Source organism: Kineosporia rhizophila, from assembly GCF_021277265.1.
In the GTDB taxonomy this organism is placed as follows: Bacteria; Actinomycetota; Actinomycetes; order Actinomycetales; family Kineosporiaceae; genus Kineosporia; species Kineosporia rhizophila.
Genome location: NZ_JAJSOH010000003.1, coordinates 97,265 through 118,861, shown reverse-complemented (window position 1 = coordinate 118,861; position 21,597 = coordinate 97,265). Strand labels below are relative to the sequence as shown.

The following is a 21,597-nucleotide window of genomic DNA, read 5'->3' as shown; positions in this document are numbered from 1 at the left end:
CTGACAAGCCGGCGTGGTTTTTGTCCAGAGCGAGGACAGATGTGTGGTCCGCCCCATACGTCACGGCTGCCACGCCACTGGTCGGCGAGCGTCACCGGACTCCGGTGGGGCCAGGGCCGAGGGCTACTCTGACGCGCGTGGAGATCCGACAGTCGCGCAAGCTCAACCACGTTGCCTACGACGTCCGCGGGCCGGTGCTCGCCGAGGCCATGCGACTGGAGGCCCAGGGGCACCAGATCCTGCGGCTGAACATCGGCAACCCGGCGCCGTTCGGTTTCGAGGCGCCCGAGGACATCCTGCGCGACATGATCCTGCAGCTGCCCGGCGCGCACGGCTACAGCGACGCCAAGGGCATCGTCCCGGCCCGGCGGGCGGTGGTGCAGTACCACCGCGCCAAGGGCGTCACCGAGTTCGACATCGAGGACGTGTGGCTCGGCAACGGGGTCTCCGAGCTGATCAGCATGGCGCTGCAGGCCCTGCTCAACGACGGTGACGAACTGCTGGTGCCCAGCCCCGACTACCCGCTCTGGACGGCTACCACCACGCTGGCCGGCGGCCGGGCGGTGCACTACGTGTGCGACGAGACCTCCGGATGGCTGCCCGACCTGGCCGACGTGGAGGCGAAGATCACCGACCGCACGGTGGGCCTGGTGATCATCAACCCGAACAACCCGACCGGTGCGGTCTACCCGCGCGAGATCCTCGAAGGGCTGGTCGAGATCGCCCGGCGTCACGACCTGATGCTGCTCAGCGACGAGATCTACGACCAGATCCTCTACGACGACGCCGAGCACGTGGCCACCGCGGCGCTCGCCCCGGACGTGTTCTGCCTGACCTTCAACGGCCTGTCGAAGGCCTACCGGGTGGCCGGGTTCCGGGCCGGCTGGATGGTCGTGTCCGGGCCCCGGCACCAGGCCGCCGACTACCTCGAGGGCCTGCAGATCATGGCCAACCTGCGGCTGTGCGCCAACGTGCCCTCGCAGCACGTGATCGCCACCGCGCTCGGCTCGGACAGCCTGAACGACCTGCTGCTGCCCGGCGGCCGGCTGCTCGAACAGCGCGACGTGACCTGGGAGATGCTCAACCAGATCGACGGCGTCAGCTGTGTGAAGCCCACCGGCGCGCTCTACTGCTTCCCCCGGCTGGACCGTAAGGCCTTCCCGATCGAGGACGACGAGGCGTTCGTGCTCGACCTGCTGCGGGAGCAGAAGGTGATGGTGGTGCACGGGCGGGGCTTCAACTGGTCGGCGCCCGACCACTTCCGCATCGTCACCCTGCCGCACGCAGAGGTGCTGAAGGACGCGATCGGCCGGATCGGGGAGTTCCTCGACCGCCGCCGGGTGAGCTAGATCAGGCCACGGGGACGGGGAAGCGCTGCCGGAAGGCCTTCCCGTCCCGGGCCTGGCGCTCGATCTGCACCACGGCCACCAGCACCAGCGACATCAGCACGGCCAGGCCGATCACCACGGCATTGGCGTCGAGCAGCACCCGGCCCCAGGCGGTCAGCGGGCCCGCGGCCAGCAGGAGGGCCAGGGGGCGGCGGGCCTGCAGGGTGCGGGCCAGCGAGCTCAGCCGAACGCGGTCGGTGTCGGGCATGCCGCAGTCCTGCTCCTCGGCGCGCACCAGGCGGGCCAAGCGGGCGCTGTCGCCCGGGTGATAGCCACCCACGCCCTCGGCGCGGCGACGCCGGCCGTCGGCGACCGTGTTGCGGTACAGCAGGAAGGCTCCGGGCAGCACCAGCACCAGACCGACGAACTGCAGAGCCAGCCCGATCCACTCAAGAACACCCGGAGATTGCATGGCGGCAATCTACTAGCGGCCGGGGCTAGGGATGGCCGAGGGCCCGCAACAGAGCCCGGGTCAGCGCCGCGGGATCGTCCTGCGCCACCACCGCCGCCACACAGGCGTCCGGGCGGATCAGCCAGGCCTCCCCCGCCCGCATCCCCAGAGCCCGAACGACGCGGTCACCACCATGGACACCGTCGAGCGGCACCAGGTCGATCGGGGCGGTGGAGACCGATACGGCCGCCCGGTAAAGCTTTTCGCTGTACCTACCGTCGGCGACCAGCACCGTGAAGCCACCCCGCACCACCTCCCGCAGCCGTCGCACCCGGGGCCGCCCGGGCAGTCCGACCGCAATGTCGGGTATCAGTGCGCCCGGGGTTGGGGCACCAATTGAAGGACGAGTGGGGTCGGGTGTGGTGAGCACAGAGTCGCCGTACCAGCGGGGCGGGGTCGCGCGCTCGGTGTAGTAGCTGCCCAGGAGCGCTGGACCACCCCAGCCATTGGCATCGAAAAACACCTTCCAAGACAGATTCTCGGCATCCAGAACACCGGCTTCCAGCCCATCTCCGGCAGAGAGGGTGAGCACCCGCGCCAGCACGGGGCCGGCGCCCGCTTCGCTCAGGACCAGATGCGATCCCGCGAAACTCACTTCACCGCCCCGACAGCGAAAGCTGGTACGCAGCAGGTCGTCCTGCAGGGACAGGCCGGCCAGTTCGTACCCCCAGAAGGTGAACACCCCAAGACCGGCAAGAGCCTGGTCCAGCAGATCGTCGATCCGACCCCCGGCCTCGACGGAGCGGCGGCTGATCCCGATCGTCTCCCAGATGTCCAGCACGTCCTCAGAAGGCTGCTCGGCGGCGGAACGGCCCGGATCACGGGTGCTGCTCGCCTCGAACAGGCGCACGTCCAGACCCCAGCGGGCGATCAGCGCCGCCGCGGTCCGGCCGGCCATCCCCGTGCCCACGACCAGGACGGGCAGCTTCACCGGCCAGGCGCGCACGGTCATGCAGTGACGCTACGCCTGCCCGTGGCCCCCCATCAGCGGCACCCAGTGTCGTGCGACCAGCGGTCAGCCCCTGGCAGGGATCCCGGGCGCGTGGGCCCCGAGATCACGCAGATGATCATCTAGGTCACATACGTGAGCAGATGCACGCCGTGCCGATCGCTGGCCGCGATCTGCCGCGAAGCCGGGTCCCAGGTGATCCGCAGGACCTCGTCGTCGATCCGCATCATCGTGACGGAGTGCCACTCCAGCGCGCTCCACAACCGGATCGTCCCGTCCTCGCACCCGGTGGCCAGCCAACGCCCGTCCGGGCTGAAGGCGGCCGCGGTGAGCAGGCCGCCCGTCCAGTTCAGGGTGCGGGTGCGGACGCCGGTACTCACGTCCCAGATCTGGGCGTGGTTCTCGCGGCCACCGCTCAGGAGCAGTCGGCCCGCCGGATGCGGGGCCAGCACGCAGACCCCGGTTTCGTGGCCCAACAGCTCGCAGAGCACCGTTCCGGCGGGCATTTCCCAGATCAGGACGCGTCGGTCCTGGCCACCGCTGGCCAGCCAGGTGCCGTCGGGGCCGGCTTGGAGGGCGGCGACGGGGCCGGTGTGGCGACGCAGGAGCCGGGGCGGTTGCAGGTCGTAGGCGTCGACATGCCGACCGGCCTGGACCGGGCGCATGTCCCAGAGCAGCACCGCACCCGACTCTCCCCCGACGGCCAGCCAGGAACCGTCCGGCCCGGCGGCGCCGGCGGCGAGCCGGCGGCCGGGCTCACGCTTGGCCCGGCGCCGGGGAAGGCGAGCGGTCCAGCGTCGTTCGTCCGGGTCCGGCAACTGGGAGCCCGGCAGACCGTGGGGTCCACCCATTCCGGTGATGCTCGACCGGAGAATCAGGTGGGCGCCGTGAGTGCCGGCGATCGCAACCCAGGAACCTTCCGGGCTGGCGGCCAGGACGGCCCAGGGGTCGAGGACGGTTCGTGAGATCGAGGTCCTCTCCCAGACATGGGATCCGCGATATGCAACGTCGTGCCAGCGCGCAGAGGGCTCGCTCTCCCCCTTGGTCGGAGACTCGGCCCAGAGCCGGACCGGGGCACGGTCGAGCGCGATGGCCCAGTCCCCCTGCGCCCCCATCTCGGCCCGGATGCTCGCGGACAGACGTGGCTCCAGCCAGACATCGGACACTACGCCGACCACCGAGCGCTCGGCCGCGTCCCAGACCTCGGCCCGACCGCGATCGTCGGGCTGCCCACGGTAGGCCGTCCGGGCGCTCAGGGTCAGGACCCAGCGGTGGTCGGGGCTGACCGCGATCGGCAGAGCTGTGTCCGGTTGGTGCGCGGCGGAGGCCTTCTGCTCCGGTCGGTGCACGAGCCCGGACATCGCCCAGATCCGCACCGTCCCGTCAGAGGGACACCCGGCCAGCCAGGCCCCGTCCGGGCTGAAGGCCACTGCAGTGAACGGCGCGTACTGCCGGCCCGATGACAGATACCTGTTTCCCGGACGGCGCTCGTCCACGAAGAGCCCGTCGTACCAGCAGATACCGGTGTCCCCCGCCGCGGCGAACAGGGACCCGTCCGGGCTGAAGGCCATCGCCGTGGTGTCTCGGACGCTGCCGTCCATGTAGTTGCCCGCCCAGGCCTCCTGGGGGAAGTACTCGGTCGTGGCCGCACCCGGGCAGCCCGTTCCGGGCCCGGTGTAGTCGAACGCGGTCGCGAACTGGCGGCCGTCCGCACTGATGGCCAGCGTCGTCCGGTCCACGACCGATTTCTGGTGCGGCAGGGCGGTGGCCGTGAACTCGTGGCCGTCGAACGTCCATGCACTCAGGACCTGTCGGTGCCCACCGGCCAGAAGGCGCGAACCGTCTTCGGTGACGGCCAGGGCCGTCACCGGACCTTTCTGGCCGCGCAGGACGGCACGGGTGCGGCCGGATCGGGTGTCGTGGACGCGCACCTCGTCGCCGGTGCTGCCGGTGGCGATCCAGGTGCCGTCGGGAGCGGCCGCCAAGGCGGTGATCGGGCGACGGTGCCCGGGCAGGGTCGTGCGGACCTGGAAGGTGGTGGCGTCCCAGATGCGGACGCTGCGGTCGGTGCTGCCGCTGGCGATCCAGGAGCCGTCCGCAGCCGCCGCCACCGCAGTGACGGGGCCCTGGTGTCCCTCCAGTACCGCGCGCAGCCGGAAGGTGCCGGCGTCCCAGAGCCGCACCGTGTGGTCGCTTCCCGCGGTGGCCAGCCAGGAGCCGTCAGCGCTGGCACAGACGGCCAGGACTGGTCCGACGTGGCCGCGCAGGGTGGCGATGAGCGCCGGGTCCGCTTCTACCGGGGGACGCCATGCGTAACGAAAGCGGCTGCCACTCAGCGCTTCCTGGAGATTCCGAGCCGATTCGGCCCACTCCGGCTCGACGGCCAGCCGATTCAGCAGCAGGGACGGCAGCGCCTGGGGCGGATCGGTGGGCTCCAGGGCGTGCGCGTGACGGCGCAGCACCCCGGCCAGCCGCTCGGCCCGGCCGCCACTCACGCTGCCCCACGCCGGGGCCTGATTCTCGGCGGCCACCACGATCAAGCCCTGGATCACCCCCTCTGGACCGAGCTCGTCCAGGCGTTCCAGGACCCAGCGCAGATCCGCCTGCGCTCCGTCGGCCCTCCCCGGGCGATCCACCTCTTCCGTCATCGGCCCCTCCTGCTCGGGGGGAACAGTGCAAATCCGGAGCAACCGGTCGGCTCCGGTGACCACGGGCGTTGTCCGGGAGCGACAGCCGGGCCGGAACTCGTCGCCCCGGGACGCTAGTGCCGGTGATCCGATGTGCGTAGTTTGTGCCGCAGCTCACCGATGGAGAGGAGCTCGCGTGTCGCTACGACATCTCGGTGCCATCGTTGTCGCCGGGCTGGGCGCGGTGGCCCTGACCACCCTGACCGCCTGCGGGCAGGAGGCCCCCACCAACAGCGCCTCCGGGTTCCCGTCCACCGGGCGTCTGCAGATCATCGCCCCGGCCGCGCCGGGCGGCGGCTGGGACGGCACCGCCCGGTCGCTGCAGACCGCCATCGAGGACTCCGACCTGGTGAAGAACACCCAGGTGATCAACGTGGAGGGGGCCGGCGGCACGATCGGCCTGGCCCGGTTCGTGGCCGACGACGACCCCAAGCAACTGCTGGTGATGGGTGCCACCCTGGTCGGCGCGATCGCGGTGAACCAGTCGCAGATCACCATCGACGACGCGGTGCCGGTGGCCCGGCTCACCGGCGAGTACCACGTGCTGGTGGTGCCCAAGGACTCGAAGTTCCAGACCCTCGCCGACTTCACCGAGGCGTTCAAGTCCGATCCCGGGGGCCACGCGATCGCCGGCGGATCGGCCGGCGGCACCGACCAGGTCACCGCCGGGCTGTACGCCGAGGCGGTCGGCGTGGACCCGCGGGAGGTCAACTACATCCCCTACTCCGGTGGCGGCGAGGCCCTGGCCGCCATCCTCGGAGGCAAGGTCGCGGCCGGGATCTCGAACGTGCAGGAGTGGGGCGGCCAGATCGAGTCCGGAGACCTGCGGGTCCTGGCGGTCAGCGCCCCCGAGCGACTCGACTCCCTGGACGCGCCGACCTTCCAGGAACAGGACGTGGACGTCGAACTGGCCAACTGGCGTGGGGTTCTCGCCCCGCCCGGCACCTCCGACGAGCAGGTCGAGGACATCCAGCAGTTCCTCACCGAGGTGCACGGCACCCCGCAGTGGAAGGAGGCCCTGGAGTCCAACGGCTGGGAGGACACCTTCCTGGTTGGCGCGGAGGTCGAGCCGTTCTTCCGGGAGCAGTCGGCCGAGATCCGCGAGACCCTGACGAAGATCGGACTGGTCCAGTGACCTCCACGCCGCAGACACCCGACCACACCGACGGGACCGACCACACGGACCGCGGCCTGACCGAGATCGTCCCTGCCGTTCTGCTCGTCCTGGTCGGCATCTACATGATCATCGACGGGCACGGGCTGCGTACCCCGCCCACCGAGGGCGCGATCGGCCCGCGGTTCTTCCCCTACGTGGTCGGCGGCGGCCTGATCGTGGTGGGTCTGTGGCTGGCGGTGGCGGTCTGGCGCGGCGACCGGGCCGAGCCCGAGCAGGGCGAGGACGTGGACAGCGAGGCCCGCACCAGCTGGCCCACCCTGGGCGCCCTGGCCGGACTGATGCTCGTCTACGTCCTGGTCCTCGAACCGGTCGGCTACCTGCTCTCGACCATCGGCCTGTTCGCCGGCACGGCCTGGACGCTGGGCGCCCGCAACCCGCGCTCGCTGGTCGCGGTCAGCCTGCTGGCCCCGTTCGTCACCTTCATCGTGTTCACCCGCCTGCTCGGCGTGTACCTGCCCAACGGCATCCTCCAGGCGGTGATCTGAGATGGGCAGTTTCGACCTGCTGCTGCAGGGCTTCCAGGACGCGCTGACCCCCACCTACCTGCTGTACGCGCTGGCCGGGGTGCTGATCGGCACCGCCGTGGGGGTGCTGCCGGGCATCGGCCCGGCGATGACCGTGGCGCTGCTGCTGCCGATCACCTTCACCCTCGACCCGACCGGCGCGTTCATCATGTTCGCGGGCATCTACTACGGCGGCATGTACGGCGGCTCCACCACCTCCATCCTGCTGAACACCCCGGGCGAGGCCTCGTCCATCGTCACCGCCCTCGAGGGCAACCGGATGGCCAAGGCCGGACGCGGGGCGGCCGCCCTGGCCACCGCCGCGATCGGCTCGTTCGTGGCCGGCACCCTGGCCACGATCCTGCTCACCCTGATCGCCCCGCAGATCGCCGACCTGGCCGTGAAACTCGGCCCGCAGGACTACTTCGCCCTGATGATCCTGGCCTTCCTGACCGTCTCGGCGGTGCTCGGGGCCAGCCTGGTGCGGGGTCTGGCCAGCCTGCTGATCGGTCTCACCCTGGGCCTGGTCGGCATCGACGCGCTCACCGGGCAGTCCCGGCTCACCCTCGGCATCCCGCAGCTGGCCGACGGGGTCGACGTGGTCGTGGTGGCGGTCGGCCTGTTCGCGGTGGGCGAGGCGCTGTGGGTGGCCTCCCGGCTGCGGCACACCCCGGCCCAGCTGCTCAACGTCTCCGGCCCCTGGATGACCCGGCAGGACCTGAGCCGCTCGTGGAAACCCTGGCTGCGCGGCACCGCCCTCGGCTTCCCCTTCGGCACCCTCCCGGCCGGCGGCGCCGAGATCCCCACGTTCCTGTCCTACGCCGCCGAGAAGCGCCTGTCCAAGCACCCCGAGGAGTTCGGCAAGGGCGCGATCGAGGGCGTGGCCGGGCCGGAGGCCGCCAACAACGCCGCCGCCGCCGGTGTTCTGGTACCCCTGCTCACCCTCGGGCTCCCCACCTCGGCGACCGCCGCCGTCCTCCTGGCCGCCTTCCAGCAGTACGGGCTGCAGCCCGGGCCGGCCCTGTTCGAGACCAACGGCGACCTGGTCTGGGCCCTGCTGGCCAGCCTCTACATCGGCAACGTGCTGCTGCTGGCGCTGAACCTGCCCCTGGTGGGCCTGTGGACGCGCCTGCTGCGCATCCCCCGCCCCTACCTGTACGCGGGCATCCTGATGTTCGCCGCCCTCGGCTCGTACACGATCAACCTCTCCGCCATCGACGTCGCCCTGCTGTTCGCCATCGGCGCCCTGGGTTTCGTGATGCGGCGCTACGGCTGGCCGGTCGCTCCCGCCGTGGTCGGCCTGATCCTCGGCCCGATCGCCGAGCAGCAGCTGCGCCGGGCCCTGGCGATCAGCGAGGGCGACGTCAGCACCCTCTGGTCCACCGCGTTCTCCGCCACCGTCCTGGTCATCTGTGCCCTGGTGGTCCTGATCCCCCTGACCCTGCGTCTGGTCCGCAGGCCGGCCACCACCGAGACAACCCAGCCGAAAGAGGAGCAGAACCAGTGACCGTAGTCCTGGCCCACGTCCCCAACCCCGCCGCCGAGGCCGCCTTCACCGCCGCCCTGGAGCAGGCCGTCTTCCGCGGCAGCGACATCGTGCTGGTGAACGCCACCAAGGGCGACGCCCTGGTCGACCCGCACTTCGCCAGCGCCGAGGCCCTCGACGCACTGCAGGAACGGGCCTCCACCGCCGGCGTACGCCTGAGCGTGGAACGCCCGGTCGACCCCGACATCCCCGGTGCCGTGCTGGCCGCCGCCGGCCGCCACCGGGCGTCCGTGATCGTCATCGGTATCCGGCACCGCTCCGCGGTGGGCAAGTTCCTGCTCGGCAGCGACGCCCAGCGCATCCTGCTCGACGCCGACTGTCAGGTGCTGGCGGTCAAGGCCTGAGCACCCCGGCGTCCGCGGACTCCCGGACCCGCTCGGCCGGCTGGGTCTGCTGGGTCTCCTCGGCCTGAGCCGGCTGGGCCGGCCGGGCGAACAAGGGGATGAGCGGGTGCACCAGCGGCCCGATCGCGAGCGTGGCCACCACTGTGCCCACGCCCAGATCGCCGCCGAGCGCCCAGCCGACCAGCACCACCGAGACCTCGATGAGCGTGCGGGCCTTCCAGATCGGCAGGCCGAAGCGTTCGTGGATGCCCAGCATCAGACCGTCCCGGGGGCCGGTGCCGTAGCCCGGCCCGATGTAGCAGGCAGTGGCCACGGCCAGGAGCACCAGGCCGACGGTGAACACGAGAATCCGGCCGGGCAGGGTCTGCGGCTCCGGAACCACGGCGAAGGTCAGGTCTGCGAACAGCCCCACCAGCAGCACGTTCAGCACAGTTCCGAGGCCGGGCCGCTGCCGCAGCGGGAACCACAGCAGCAGCACCACGAAACTGATCACGAAGGTCAGCGTGCCGAACGACCACGGCACCAGGTTCTGCAGGCCCTGGGTCAGGACCGACCACGACACCACGCCGACCGACGCCTGCACGATCAGGGCCGTGGCCACGCCGTAGAGGAAGAGGCCGATCAGCAATTGGGTCAGTCGGGGCAGCGCGGGGCGAAGGGTTGACACCCGAGCATCCTCACGACGATTGGCATGTTGATCGATAGCCAATGCGCTCCGACTGGCTACCTGCACGGCCAGGTGGACTGGACCGAAGGTCAGCCGACGCCCTCCCGTCCGAATTTCCTACCGGAAACATAGGCATGATGTCATGGGGGCCGAGCGAACGACGTCGGACGGAACGGAACGCACGATGGAGCAGGTCAGGGCAGCCCAGTTGGTCTCCGTCCCGAAGCCGGGTCTGTTCAGCTTCCCCAATCCGGTGAACGAGTTGGCCGCGCGGTCGGTGGCGGCCGGGGTGGTGGCCTTGTCCGGGCTCACCCTCGTGCTGAGCCTGTTCGTCGGCGAGGGCTGGCTGTGGCTGAGCGTGCTGCTGGCCTACGGGTTCATCGCTCGGGTGGCGGCCGGGCCCACGTTCAGCCCGCTGGGTCAGCTGGCCACCCGGGTGATCGCGCCGCGGCTGGGTCCGGCTCGTCTCACGCCCGGCCCGCCCAAGCGGTTCGCCCAGGCGATCGGGGCGGTCGTGACCAGCGCCGCGGTCGTGCTCACGGCTCTGGGGCTGGCCGGGCCGGCGCAGGTGCTGCTGGCCATGATGGTGGTGTTCGCCGGCTTGGAGTCGGCGCTCGGGTTCTGCGTCGGCTGCCGGATCTTCGCCGTGCTCATGCGTGTGGGCCTGATCCCCGAGTCGGTGTGCGGGGCCTGCGCCGACATCAGCCGCAGGCCCCGCACCGCCGCCGTCTAGAGCACCCGCTCGAACACCGCCTCCGCCCCGCCCGGGGGTAGTTCCTCACCGCGCCAGGCCACGTGCTGGTCGGGGCGGATCAGGAAGTACGGCGCGTCCTGGTAGAGCTGGCCCGCCGGAACGTCTTTCAGGTGGATCACCGTGAAGCCCAGCCCACGGCGTTCCGCGGCCTCACTGAACGAGGTCTCCAGCGAACGGTTGTCGCCCAGCGATACCAGGGCGAACCCGGCACCGATCCGGTCGTAGAGCGTACTGCCGTAGGTGTCGACCAGACCGTTCGGCGCCCGGTGGCCGGGCCTCGGGTCGTCCTGGTAGACCGCCGGATCCCATTCCGGCTCGTCGGGTTCCGCCTCGTACCAGATGGAGCGGGACTGGTCGTAGCGCTCGTCGAAGGTGACGCCCGGGGCGACCACCGACTCCGCGGCCAGCCGGGCCCGGATCTTCTCGCGTCGCTCCCCCGCCCACTCGCTCACGTCGTCGTCGGCCGGGATGCCCTCGGCCCGCAACTCGGCCAGGGTGGCGCGGCTGCGGCGTGAGCGTTCCAGGGCGTGGTCGGCGATGCGCCAGTTGTGCCGGCGGCGCTCCTCGTCGTAGGAGTCGAGCAGTCCGTCCGAGGCCTGGTTCTGCAGGACCGCAGCCAGTTTCCAGCCCAGGTTGACCACGTCGCCGAAGCCCTCACCGAGGTTGCCGCCCGGGGTGCGCACGTGCGCCGCATCCCCGGCCAGCAGGATTCGCCCACGCCGGAAGGTCTGGGCGATCCGGCTGGCGTCGTAGTAGACCGTTGCCGAGACCAGTTCCAGGTCCAGATCGAAACCGAAGGACGCCTGCGCGGTCTCGATCAGTTCGCTCTCGGTGGGTTCGTGGTCGAGGGGGAAGGGACCGGCGTACACCCGCCAGTCGTGGTGGCTGACGGCCGCCAGGAATCCCGAGGACTTCTCGTTGAAGACGATGTTCACGCCACTGGGCGCCGGTCCGACCTTGTCGGCGATGTCGCCGGTGCGCACGATCAGCCGGTAGCGCTTCTCGGTGGCCCGTTCACCGTCTCGTTCGATGCCTGCCAGAGTGCGCACGGTGCTGCGGTTTCCGTCGGCGCCGATGATGAACCGCGCCTCGACGACCCGCTCCTCACCGTCGCGGACCACGGAGGCGAGCACCCCGTCCTCAGTTTCTTGCAGTGCCCGTAATTCCCAGCCTCCGGAGACCGGCACGTCCAGCTCGCGCAGGCGGTCCAGGAAGACCTTTTGCAGAGCCGATTGAGGACGTCGGAGGGCCTCTTCCACACTCGGTTTGCGTTGGGCGGTGCGCGAGTACACCGGATCCGGCCCCAGGTCGTGACCGGCCAGTGAGGTGATCAGCCGGATACCACGGTTCCACTCCGGAGGGAACGTCCACTCGTCGCGAATCCGCTGCAGCAGACCCCAGCGACGGAAATGCTCGACCACGCGCGGGGTATGGCCCATCGCGCCGGCCCGTACCAGCGTCGCTTCGGTGGCTTTGTCCACCACGGCCACGTTCAGGCCGCGGCCGCGCAGTTCGACCGCAGCGGAGAGGCCGACCGGCCCGGCACCGACGACCAGGACGTCAACTGCGACCGGTGGCGTGTCCTGCGGGAAGGGCACGACGTGGACGTCGCGGCCTCCGGTCAAGGTGCGGCTCACTGGGCAACCTCCGCCGTGTAACGGTTTTCCGGGATCGGAAGGCCGAGATTGCCGCGCAGGGTGTCCGCCTCGTACTCGGTCCGGAACAGTCCGCGCTTCTGCAGCACCGGCACCACGTCCCCGGCGAACCGCTCCAGATCCTCCAGCGCACGGAAGCGCAGGTTCAGACCGTCGGCCGCACCGGTGACGAACCACTCCTCGATCGCGTCGGCCACGGTGTCGGGAGCGCCGGTGAACGGGGAAGGCTTGTACTCGGTGAGCGTGTCCACCACCTGCCGCAGGGTCAGGTTCTCGGCCGCGGCCCGGTCGACGATCGCCTGACCGGCGGTGCGGCCGCCCTTCTCGGCCAGGTGCGCCACGTCGGGGAAGGGTGCGTCGAGGTCGTGCCGGCTGAAGTCGTACGCTCCGAAGCTGCGCCCGAGGAAGCCGAGCTTGCGGTCGAAGTCGTTGTCCTCCTCGAAGATCTCACGCGATCGCCGGTGCGCCTCATCGTCGGTGCCGGCCACTACCGGGGTGGCTCCGGTGAAGATCAGCACGTGCTGCGGGTCGCGGCCCACCGCCTCGGCCCGGCGCTTGATGTCGCGGAAGTAGGCCTGGGCCTCGGCCTGCGAGCCACCCGGGGCGTAGATGCCCTCGGCCACCTGCGCGGCCAGGTTACGGCCCTCCTCGGAGACCCCGGCCTGGAAGATCACCGGCTGGCCCTGCGGGGAACGCGAGATGTTCAGCGGACCGGCCACTTTGAAGTGCTCGCCGACGTGGTTCAGGGCGTGCAGCTTGGCCGGGTCGAGGAACACGTTCGCGTCGAGGTCGGCGGGAAAGGCGTCGTCCTCGTAGGAGTCCCACAGCCCGCGGACCACCTGCACCGCCTCGAGCGCCCGGCCGTAACGGGTGGCGTAGTCGAGGTGCTCGTCCAGGCCGTAGTTGCGCGAGGTGCCGGTGTCGAAGCTGGTGACCACGTTCCAGGCCGCCCGCCCGCCGCTGATCTGGTCCAGCGAGGCGAAGCGCCGGGCCAGGTTGAACGGCGAGTTGTAGGTGGAACTGGCGGTGGCGACCAGGCCGATCCGGCTGGTGTGGGTGGCCACCGCCGAGAGCAGGGTCAGCGGCTCCAGCCGGTTGAGGTAGTGCGAGGGGTAGTCGGCGGTGATGAACTGGCTGTCGACCACGAAGAACGCGTCGAACAGGGCCTGTTCGGCGATCTGGGCCTGGCGGATGTAGTACTGGATGTCGATGCTGGCGTTCTTCGGGACCCGGGGGTCCTTCCACAGGCCGTGCTGGCCGGGGCCGCCCACCCCGTAGGCGGAGACCGCGAGATGCAGCTTGCGGGTCATGGCAACTCCTCTCGAGGGGTGGTCTACAGCTGGGCCCGCAGGGCCCGGCGTTCTTCGCGCGAGGCCGGGGCCGAGCGCAGGGTGGGCACGGAACCGAGCAGCAGGCGGGTGTAGGCGTGCTGCGGTTCCCTCAGCACCGTGCGGGTCGGCCCGGCCTCGACCAGTTCGCCCTGGTAGAGCACGGCCACCCGGTCGGCGACCCCGGCCACCGAGCCCAGGTCGTGGGAGATGAACACCAGCGCGGTGCCGGCGTCGCGCAGGTCCTTGATGATCTGCAGCACCTGCACCCGGTTGGCCGCGTCGAGCGCCGAGACCGGCTCGTCCAGGATGATCAGCTGCGGCTGGACCACCAGGGCCCGGGCCACGGCCACCCGCTGACGCTGACCGCCGGAGAGCTCGGCGGGCAGGCGGGGCAGCAGTTCCGCCTCCAGGTTGACCCGCTCCAGCTGGGTCCGGACCAGGCCCAGGGCCTCGGCGCGCGAGTCGCCGCGCACCAGCAGCGGTTCCAGCAGCGACTCCTGGACGGTGAGGTCGGGGTCGAGGCTGCGCAGCGGGTCCTGGAACACGTACTGCACCACCCCGCGCCGGCGGAAGGCCCGCCACTGCCGCTGCGAGTAGCCGGTGACGTCCTGGCCGCCCACCCGGATCCGGCCGGCGCTGGGCGAGACCAGGCCGAGGACCGAACGGGCCAGGGTGGACTTGCCCGAGCCGGTCTCGCCGATCAGGCCGACCGCCTCCCCGGCCCGCACCGACAGCGAGACCCCGGTCAGGGCCCGGTGACGCTTGGCCCGGAGGCCGTAGTGCACCTCGAGATCGGTCACTTCCAGGACGGGTTCAGCCATCGACAGCCTCCAGGAACCGGTCGAGCCCGTACTGCTCGTGCTCGCGGATCAGCAGTTGGGTGTACTCGTGCTGCGGGTCGTGCAGCACCTGGGCGGTGGGGCCCTGCTCGACCACCGAGCCGGAGCGCATCACCAGGACCTCCTGGCACAGCTGGGCGACCACGGCCAGGTCGTGGGAGACCAGGACCAGCCCCAGGCCGATGCTCTCGCGCAGGTCCGAGAGCAGGTCGAGGATCTCGGCCTGCACGGTGACGTCGAGGGCGGTGGTGGCCTCGTCGGCGATCAGCACCTTGGGCTCCAGCGAGATGGCGGCCGCGATCAGCACCCGCTGCTGCATGCCGCCGGACAGTTCGAACGCGTACTGGTCGTAGACCCGGTGCGGGTCGCGCAGGTGCACCGCCGAGAGCAGCTCCAGGGCCCGTTCCCGGGCCTGGCGCCGGCGCAGCCCGGCCTTGACCCGCAGCACCTCGGCGATCTGCGAGCCGACGGTCAGTGAGGGGTTCAGGTACGAGGCCGGGTCCTGGAAGACCGCGCTGATCGTCGAGCCCCGCAGCGCCGTCCACTGCCGGGTGGTCAGGCCCGCGATGTCCGAGCCGTCGATGGTGACCGAGCCGCCCGAGACGTGCAGTCCCTCGGGCAGGATGCCCAGGGCCGAGCGGCAGGTCAGGGTCTTACCGCTGCCGGACTCCCCGACGATGCCGACCACCCCGCCGGCCGGCAGGTCGAAGGAGACCCCGTGCACGAGTTCCCGGTCCTCGGTACTGATCCGTACGTCCTGCAGGGAAAGCACCGAATCGCTCATCGAGCCACCTCCACGACCCGGCGCGGCGTACCGGAAACGTCCCGCAGGGCGTCCGCCAGCAGGTTGCAGCCCCAGACGGTGCCCATGATCAGCAGCGCCGGGACCACCGGGGCCCAGGGCTGGTAGTCCAGGTAGCCCAGGTCCGAGGCCAGCAGACCGCCCCAGGTGGGAGCCGGGGGCTGCACCCCGACCCCGAGGAAGGTCAGGCTGGAGACCACCACGAAGCCGACGCCGATGGTCTGGGCCAGCGCGATCCCGATCGGCGGCAGCACCTTGACCCAGACGTGCCGGCGCAGCACCTGCCCGAACGAGGAGCCGCAGATCAGCGCGGCTTCCACGTACTGCGAGCGGGCCACCGCAAGGGTGGCCGCCCGGGAGACCCGGAAGAACAGCGGCGAGACCAGGACGCCCACGGTGAGCATGGCCTGGGTGATGCCGTTGCCCAGCAGGGCGGTCACCGCCACCGCGAAGACCAGGAAGGGCAGCGAGATCAGCGTGTCCACCAGGCGCAGGGCCGTCCACTCGAACACCCGGCCGAGGTAGACCGACAGGATGCCCGGCAGCACCCCCACGGCCATCGCCATCAGCGCCACCTGCAGCGAGCCGACGATGCTGGTGCGCGAGCCGTCGAGCAGCCGGCTGAGCACGTCGCGGCCCAGGTAGTCGGTGCCCAGCCAGTGCTGCCAGGACGGCCCGGCCAGGGCCTGCGGGCTGCCGGCCAGCGGGTCCTGCGGGGCGACCAGCGGGCCGAACACGGCCAGGAAGGCGACCAGGCCGAGGATGGCGAAGGCGATCTTGCCGGTGGGCAGCGCCCAGATGCGTTGCAGCATCACACCCCCCGCTGGGAGGCCGGGGTGAGCCGGCCCAGGACGATGTTGACGACCAGGTTGAACACCACGACCAGGACGATCGAGACGACCAGCACGCCCTGCACCGCGGGCACGTCACCGGCCTGGGCGGAGTCGTTGGCGAAGCGGCCGAAACCCTGCAGCCCGAAGATCCACTCGGTGACCACCGCACCGCCGATCAGGGCCGGGAACTTCAGCCCGAGCACCGCCAGGGTCGGGCCGATGCCGTTGCGCAGCACGTGCCGCAGGAAGATCCGGCGCGGGCTGAGCCCGCGCACCAGGGCCCCGGTGACGTAGTTCTCGCGATAGGCGGCGATCAGCCCGGAGCGCAGCTGCCGGGCCACGTCGGCGACCACGTCCAGGCTGAGCGCCAGGGCGGGCAGCAGGATGTGCGAGAACCACGGCCAGGCGCCGACTTCCAGCGGCACGTAGCCCGAGGCCGGGAACCAGCCGAGGCCGACGGCGAACACGGTGACCAGGACGATGCCCACCACGAAGGCCGGCATCACCGAGAACACCGTCATCACCGCGGTGATCGTCCGGTCGATCCAGGTGCGCGGGCGCAGCGCCGCCAGGGCCCCGAAGGCGAAGCCCAGGACGATGCCGATGGTCAGGGCGAGCGCGGCCACCGAGAGGCTGATGCCCAGGCCGAGCCCGATCACCTCGGCCACGCTCGCCCCGTTGGACCAGCTGTTGCCCAGGTCGCCGCGCAGCATGTCGGTCAGCCAGGTCCAGTACTGGCTGAGGAACGGCTGGTCCAGACCCCACTGCGCCTCGATCCGGGCGATCGCCTCCGGGGTGGCCTGCTCCCCCAGTGAGAGCCGGGCCGGGCTGAGACCGCTGATCGCCCGCAGCGCGAAGGTGACGAAGGTGGCCACCAGGAACACCGGCACGAAGATCGCCACCGACTGCACCAGGGTGAGCAGGATCCGCCCGAGCACCCGGCCGGCCCGTACGGCCAGGTCGCTCGAGCGGCGGGCGGGCAGCACCAGCAACCGGTTCTCCAGAACGGTCACGAGATCTTCACACCGGTCCAGTTGATGTGCCCCGGGTTCTTCGGCAGCGCGGAGATCGCCGGGTCCTTCACGTACACGTTCGGCTGTGAGTAGGTGAAGACCAGGGCCTCACTGACCAGACCCTCGCGAGTGGCGGCCTGCAGGACCGAGGCGTAACCGGCGTCCTCAAGCGGGGTTTCCCGGACCGCGGCCACCGCCTTCTCGAAACCTTCCGGCTCGTAGGGGGTGCTGAGGTTCAGCGGGCCGTTGGGGCCGAAGTGCGCGGTCAGGGTCTGCAGCGGCGAGTCCCGCCCGGTGGTGCCGTAGAGCGAGGCCACCAGGTCCTTGGCGAAGAACGGGGTGGCCCAGTTCTTGTCGATCTTGATGTTCACCGTGATGCCGATCGCGGCCAGCTGCGCCTGCACGATCTCGGCGGCCGGGTCCTCGTCCGGGATCACCAGGTCGATGCTCAGGTCGTCGCCGGAGTACTTCGACTGCGCCAGCGCCGCCTTGGCCTTGTCCACGTCGTAGGGCCACAGGTCGGCCGACTGCGGGTCGTAGGCGATGTACTCCTTCGGGAACGGCTGGGTGGCCGGGGTGCCGTAGCCGAAGGTCAGCTTGTCCACGAACTCCTGCCGGTTGATGCCGTGGCGCACGGCCTCGACCACCTTCGGGTCGTCGAACGGCTTCTTGTTCACGTTCAGGCTCAGGTTCGAGGCGTTGTAGCCGGGCTGCACGAACACGTCCAGGCCGGCGTCCTCGGCCGCCTTGGCCTGGCTGGGGGCCAGGTCGGAGAAGTTGTACACGCCGGTCTGCAGGCCCGAGACCACGGTGGAGGGGTCGGGGGCGGAGACCAGCTCGACCTTGTCGATGTGGATGTTCTCGGCGTCCCAGTAGTCCGGGTTCTTCTCCAGCACCGCCTTGGTGCCGGGGATGATCTGGGAGACCACGAAAGGCCCGTGCCCGACCGGGTTCTGGTCCAGCGTCTTGGGGTCGGCGGCGGCCTTGGGGCTGGCCACCTGCAGCACCCGCTCGCCGAACAGCAGCGGGATCTGGCAGTCGACCTGGGTCAGGTGCACCACCGCGTCCAGCTCGCCCTCGGTGGTCACCTTGTCGATCGAGGTGAGGTCACCGAACAGGGCCGAGTCCTCCTGGGTCTTGGCCCGCTCGATCGCCTGCTTGACCGCGTCCGCGTTGACCGGGGTGCCGTCGCTGAACTTCAGCCCGGCCCGCAGGTGGAAGGTGACCTGGTCGCCCTGGTCGTTGTACTCCCAGCTCTCGGCCAGGTCGGGCACCGCCTCACCCTTCTCGTCCACCCGGGTGAGCGAGGCGTAGACCAGGGAGAGGTGACGGAACTGGGCGCCGGAGCCGCCGACCACCGGGTCCCAGTGGGTCGGGAAGTAGCTGCTGGCCCACTTCAGGGTGGCCGCGCCGGCCGCCCCGCCGGAACCGGAGTCACCGCCGCAGGCCGCCAGCACCGCGCCGAGCACGGGAGCGGCCAGCAGACCGCTCAGGAAGGACCGACGACGTAGATCAGGACTGGGGTTCATGGCTGTTCCTCGGTTCGGGTTCGGGCAGGGGAAGTCAGAGGGAGTGAGAGGGAGTCAGGAGGAGTCAGGGGACGAGCAGGGGAGCTTCGGACGTGGTGGACCGGGCTGCGGTGTGGCGGTTCTCCGGGACCGGGAGGCCGAGGTTGCCGCGCAGGGTGGTGGACTCGTACTCGCTGCGGACCACGCCGCGCTCGCGCAGGATCGGCAGGACCTGCTCGGTGAAGCGGGCGAACTCGCGCGGGGAGTTGACGCTGATGTTGATGCCGTCGAAGCCCCCGGCCTCGAACCAGCGCTGGATCTCATCGGCCACGGTGAGCGGCGAGCCGACGAAAGGTGAGCGCCCGGAAGCCAGCTGGTGCTCCACAACCTGCCGAAGCGTCCATTGGTTGGTCTGGGCGAGCCGGGTGATCGCCTCGGCCTGGGTGCGGAAGCTGCGCTCCCCCGCCGCCGCCACCGACGGGAACGGCGCGTCCAGGTCGTACTGGCTGAAGTCGTGCCAGCCGAAGGGCCGGCCCAGTTCGGCCAGGGCCTTCTCGAAGCTCTTGGCCCCCAGCTGGGCGTCCTGCCGGGCCTGCGCCTCCGCGTCGGTGTCGGCGATCACCGGGAAGATGCCCGGCACGATCAGCACGTGCTCGGGGTTGCGGCCCTTGGCCGCGGCCCGCTCGCGGATCTCGGTGCGGAAGGCCACCGCCTGCTCCAGGCTCGGGGCGTGGGTGAAGATCGCGTCGGCGATCTCGGCGCCCAGGTCGCGGCCCTCCTCGGAGTCGCCGGCCTGGAAGATCACCGGCTGCCCCTGCGGGGTGCGCTCGATGTTCAGCGGCCCGACCACCGAGAAGTGCTCCCCGACGTGGTTCAGGGCGTGCAGTTTCGAGCGGTCCAGGAACACCTGGCGCTCGCGGTCGCGGGGCAGGGCGTCGGCCTCGTAGGAGTCCCACAGCCCCTGGGCCACCCGCACGTGCTCCAGCGCCCGGCCGTACCGGGTGGCGTAGTCGAAGTGCTGGTCGCGGCTGTAGTTGCCCGCCGTGCCGGCGTCGCCGCTGGTGACCACGTTCCAGCCGGCCCGGCCGCCGCTGATGTGGTCCAGCGAGGCCAGCCGGCGGGCCACGTTGAACGGCTCGTTGTACGAGGTGGTGAGGGTGCCGACCAGGCCGATGTGCCGGGTGTGCACGGCGATCGCCGAGAGCAGGGTGAGCGGCTCGAGCCGGCTGAGGTAGTGGTTCGGCGAGTCGGGGGTGATGAACTGGCTGTCCACGATGAACACGTGGTCGAAGCGGGCCGCCTCGGCCTCCTTGGCCCGGTCAATGTACCAGTTCACGTCGACGCTGGCATCGGCCGGGATCTCCGGATCGAGCCAGGTGCGGTGCTGGCCGGGACCACCGACGCCGAGCAGGATCGCCCCGAGCTTGAGGGTGCGACGGGGTGTTTCAGGCATGGCGGAGCCCTTCTGACGGCATGACGACGAGAAACATCGAGAACGGGAGAACAGCGGGAACGAGGGACGACGCGGCGCCGTCAGGTGCGCGGCGCGGCTGTCAACGGGTGGTCAGCGACAGTTGGCGGGGTTCGCGAGGGCCGTCCGGGTCATGTCCTCGAGCATGCGTGGCCAGGGGTTTTTCTGTCCAGGTGTCGGGGTCTGACGCTTTGTGATGAACACCCATCACGATTTCCGATCATTCTCTAGTATTCTGATAGACATGAGTCAGATCCTGGACATCGCCCCGCTCCGCAGTTTCGTGGCCGTCGCGGACACCGGCGGTTTCCAGCGCGCCGCCACCTCCCTGCACCTCAGCCAGGCCGCGGTCAGCCAGCACGTGCGCAAGCTGGAGAGTGCGACCGGCCGGGTCCTGATCGAGCGGCACGGCCGGGGCTCGCGACTCACCGGCGACGGGGAAAGACTGCTGGTCCAGGCCCGTCGCCTGCTGGCCCTGCACGACGAGACGCTGCGCAGTTTCGGCCGGCACAGCACCGAGTCGGTGGTGATCGGCTCCACCGAGCACGCCGCCGCGCAACTGCTGCCCTACCTCTCCGCGCAGCTCGCGACCACCCTGCCGGACCTGCGCATCCGCTTCCGCCTCGACCGCGGCACCAAGCTGCGCGAGGGCCTGGCCGAGGGCCGGGTCGACCTGGCGCTGCTGCTCGGCCCGGCCGACGACCTGCGCGCCACCCCGGTCGGCAATCTGGCTCTGACCTGGTACGCGGCGCCCACCTGGCAGCGCCCGCCCGGTAACGCGCCGATCCCGGTGGTGGCCTTCGACCAGCCCTGCGCCCTGCGTTCGCGGGCTCTGGAAACCCTTGCGGAAAACGCAATCCCGGCTATGGTTAACGCCGAGGCGATCCAGCTGGCCGGGGTCCAGGCGGCCGTCGGGGCCGGTCTGGGCGTGGCGCTGATGGCCACCCTGGGCCAGACCCCCGAGGGCCTGGCCCCTCGTCACGACCTGCCCGCCCCCAAGCCCCTGCCACTGGCCGTCTGGGCCCGGCGAGGCCTGTCCCCGCACACCGTCGCCCCGGCCGTCGATGCGCTGCGCCGGCTGCTCGCCCGGCCCGCGCTCACCCCCGCGCCCTACCCCGAATACGCCCCAGTCGAGTACGCCCAGGGAGCCTGAATGCCCGCCGTCCACCTGCCCGCCGCCTCGCAGGGCGACGAACCGGTCCGCACCCCCAGCGGCGTGCTGCTGCCGCCCGGGATCGACCCGTTCCACACCCGCCTGCACCAGATCGCCCCGGCGAACCTGGTCGGGCAGACCACGCAGACCTCGGGCATGAAGCGGCTGGAGGCGGTCAGCGGCAAGACGGTCGGCGCCCAGCACCTGTGGATGGGCCAGACCCACGTGCCCGCCCTGACCAACTCCGGCAACCACCACCACGGCGCCTCCGAGACCGCGATCTACGTGGTCTCCGGGCACCCGGTGTTCGTGTTCGCCGACCTCGACGGTCCCGAACCGGTGGAGCGCCGGATCGAGACCTCCCCCGGCGACTACGTGTTCGTACCGCCCTGGGTGCCGCACCGCGAGGAGAACCCCGACCCTGGAGAGGAGGCGCTGGTGGTGATCGCCCGCACCACCCAGGAGGCGGTGGTGGTCAACCTGAACGGCCTCGACTGGTCCGAGGTGAGTCTCTAAACCGGTGGCC

The 21,597-nt window shown here is 70.8% G+C and carries 20 protein-coding genes; 8 read left to right on the top strand and 12 right to left on the bottom strand.

What is annotated here, in order from left to right; genetic code table 11:
• Positions 1-137: 137 nt before the first annotated feature.
• Complete coding sequence (locus tag LWF15_RS07205) at positions 138-1,349, top strand: pyridoxal phosphate-dependent aminotransferase (protein WP_232809600.1); 1,212 nt, start codon at positions 138-140, stop codon at positions 1,347-1,349.
• Position 1,350: 1 nt separating this feature from the next.
• On the opposite strand, the gene LWF15_RS07200 is transcribed toward LWF15_RS07205, so the two are convergent.
• From LWF15_RS07200 to LWF15_RS07190, 3 genes are all read right to left on the bottom strand, one after another.
• Positions 1,351-1,800, bottom strand: a complete 450-nt coding sequence (locus LWF15_RS07200; protein ID WP_232809599.1) for a hypothetical protein — start codon at positions 1,798-1,800, stop codon at positions 1,351-1,353.
• A gap of 25 nt (positions 1,801-1,825) precedes the next feature.
• On the bottom strand, positions 1,826-2,791 hold the full coding sequence (locus tag LWF15_RS07195) for an aromatic-ring hydroxylase C-terminal domain-containing protein (protein ID WP_232809598.1): 966 nt from the start codon (positions 2,789-2,791) through the stop codon (positions 1,826-1,828).
• Between the two features lie 119 nt (positions 2,792-2,910).
• Positions 2,911-5,436 (bottom strand): WD40 repeat domain-containing protein, encoded by a 2,526-nt coding sequence (locus LWF15_RS07190; protein ID WP_232809597.1) that lies wholly within the window; start codon positions 5,434-5,436, stop codon positions 2,911-2,913.
• Between the two features lie 175 nt (positions 5,437-5,611).
• Between LWF15_RS07190 and LWF15_RS07185 the strand changes: the two genes are divergently transcribed.
• The 4 genes from LWF15_RS07185 to LWF15_RS07170 are packed head-to-tail and all read left to right on the top strand — an operon-like array spanning position 5,612 to position 9,045.
• The gene (locus tag LWF15_RS07185) at positions 5,612-6,610 is read left to right on the top strand and encodes a Bug family tripartite tricarboxylate transporter substrate binding protein (protein WP_232809596.1); all 999 of its coding nucleotides are present in this window, start codon (positions 5,612-5,614) and stop codon (positions 6,608-6,610) included.
• Complete coding sequence (locus LWF15_RS07180) at positions 6,607-7,137, top strand: tripartite tricarboxylate transporter TctB family protein (protein ID WP_232809595.1); 531 nt, start codon at positions 6,607-6,609, stop codon at positions 7,135-7,137. The genes LWF15_RS07185 and LWF15_RS07180 overlap by 4 nt, the downstream gene beginning before the upstream one ends.
• 1 nt (position 7,138) lies before the next feature.
• Positions 7,139-8,662, top strand: coding sequence for a tripartite tricarboxylate transporter permease (locus tag LWF15_RS07175; protein ID WP_232809594.1), 1,524 nt, complete (start codon positions 7,139-7,141; stop codon positions 8,660-8,662).
• Entirely contained in the window at positions 8,659-9,045 is a 387-nt protein-coding gene (locus LWF15_RS07170) for a universal stress protein (protein ID WP_232809593.1), read from the top strand. The genes LWF15_RS07175 and LWF15_RS07170 overlap by 4 nt, the downstream gene beginning before the upstream one ends.
• Here the strand turns inward: LWF15_RS07170 and yczE are convergent.
• Positions 9,035-9,712: a membrane protein YczE gene (gene yczE / locus LWF15_RS07165; RefSeq protein ID WP_232809592.1), complete on the bottom strand. Its 678-nt coding sequence runs from the start codon at positions 9,710-9,712 to the stop codon at positions 9,035-9,037. The two genes, LWF15_RS07170 and yczE, sit on opposite strands and share 11 nt — an antisense overlap.
• A gap of 142 nt (positions 9,713-9,854) precedes the next feature.
• Here yczE and LWF15_RS07160 point away from each other — a divergent pair, with 142 nt between their 5' ends.
• The gene (locus LWF15_RS07160) at positions 9,855-10,445 is read left to right on the top strand and encodes a DUF4395 domain-containing protein (protein ID WP_232809591.1); all 591 of its coding nucleotides are present in this window, start codon (positions 9,855-9,857) and stop codon (positions 10,443-10,445) included.
• On the opposite strand, the gene LWF15_RS07155 is transcribed toward LWF15_RS07160, so the two are convergent.
• From LWF15_RS07155 to LWF15_RS07120, 8 genes are all read right to left on the bottom strand, one after another.
• Positions 10,442-12,103 carry an FAD-dependent oxidoreductase gene (locus tag LWF15_RS07155; RefSeq protein ID WP_232809590.1) on the bottom strand — a complete coding sequence of 554 codons (1,662 nt, stop codon included), beginning with the start codon at positions 12,101-12,103 and terminating at the stop codon, positions 10,442-10,444. The two genes, LWF15_RS07160 and LWF15_RS07155, sit on opposite strands and share 4 nt — an antisense overlap.
• Positions 12,100-13,431: an NtaA/DmoA family FMN-dependent monooxygenase gene (locus LWF15_RS07150; protein ID WP_232809589.1), complete on the bottom strand. Its 1,332-nt coding sequence runs from the start codon at positions 13,429-13,431 to the stop codon at positions 12,100-12,102. Before LWF15_RS07150 ends, LWF15_RS07155 begins: the two co-directional genes overlap by 4 nt.
• A gap of 23 nt (positions 13,432-13,454) precedes the next feature.
• Entirely contained in the window at positions 13,455-14,273 is an 819-nt protein-coding gene (locus LWF15_RS07145) for an ABC transporter ATP-binding protein (protein ID WP_232809588.1), read from the bottom strand.
• Positions 14,266-15,075, bottom strand: a complete 810-nt coding sequence (locus tag LWF15_RS07140; RefSeq protein WP_232809587.1) for an ABC transporter ATP-binding protein — start codon at positions 15,073-15,075, stop codon at positions 14,266-14,268. Before LWF15_RS07140 ends, LWF15_RS07145 begins: the two co-directional genes overlap by 8 nt.
• The gene (locus LWF15_RS07135) at positions 15,072-15,905 is read right to left on the bottom strand and encodes an ABC transporter permease (RefSeq protein ID WP_232809586.1); all 834 of its coding nucleotides are present in this window, start codon (positions 15,903-15,905) and stop codon (positions 15,072-15,074) included. The genes LWF15_RS07140 and LWF15_RS07135 overlap by 4 nt, the downstream gene beginning before the upstream one ends.
• Positions 15,905-16,885 carry an ABC transporter permease gene (locus LWF15_RS07130; RefSeq protein WP_408622839.1) on the bottom strand — a complete coding sequence of 327 codons (981 nt, stop codon included), beginning with the start codon at positions 16,883-16,885 and terminating at the stop codon, positions 15,905-15,907. The genes LWF15_RS07135 and LWF15_RS07130 overlap by 1 nt, the downstream gene beginning before the upstream one ends.
• A gap of 50 nt (positions 16,886-16,935) precedes the next feature.
• Positions 16,936-18,468, bottom strand: coding sequence for an ABC transporter substrate-binding protein (locus tag LWF15_RS07125; RefSeq protein ID WP_232809584.1), 1,533 nt, complete (start codon positions 18,466-18,468; stop codon positions 16,936-16,938).
• A 64-nt stretch (positions 18,469-18,532) separates the two neighbouring features.
• Positions 18,533-19,900 (bottom strand): LLM class flavin-dependent oxidoreductase, encoded by a 1,368-nt coding sequence (locus LWF15_RS07120; RefSeq protein ID WP_232809583.1) that lies wholly within the window; start codon positions 19,898-19,900, stop codon positions 18,533-18,535.
• A 262-nt stretch (positions 19,901-20,162) separates the two neighbouring features.
• On the opposite strand from LWF15_RS07120, the gene LWF15_RS07115 reads away from it, so the two are divergent.
• Positions 20,163-21,071 carry a LysR family transcriptional regulator gene (locus LWF15_RS07115; protein WP_232809582.1) on the top strand — a complete coding sequence of 303 codons (909 nt, stop codon included), beginning with the start codon at positions 20,163-20,165 and terminating at the stop codon, positions 21,069-21,071.
• A complete protein-coding gene (locus LWF15_RS07110; protein WP_232809581.1) occupies positions 21,072-21,587 on the top strand; it encodes a cupin domain-containing protein in 516 nt (171 codons plus the stop codon).
• The last annotated feature ends 10 nt before the right edge of the window (positions 21,588-21,597 follow it).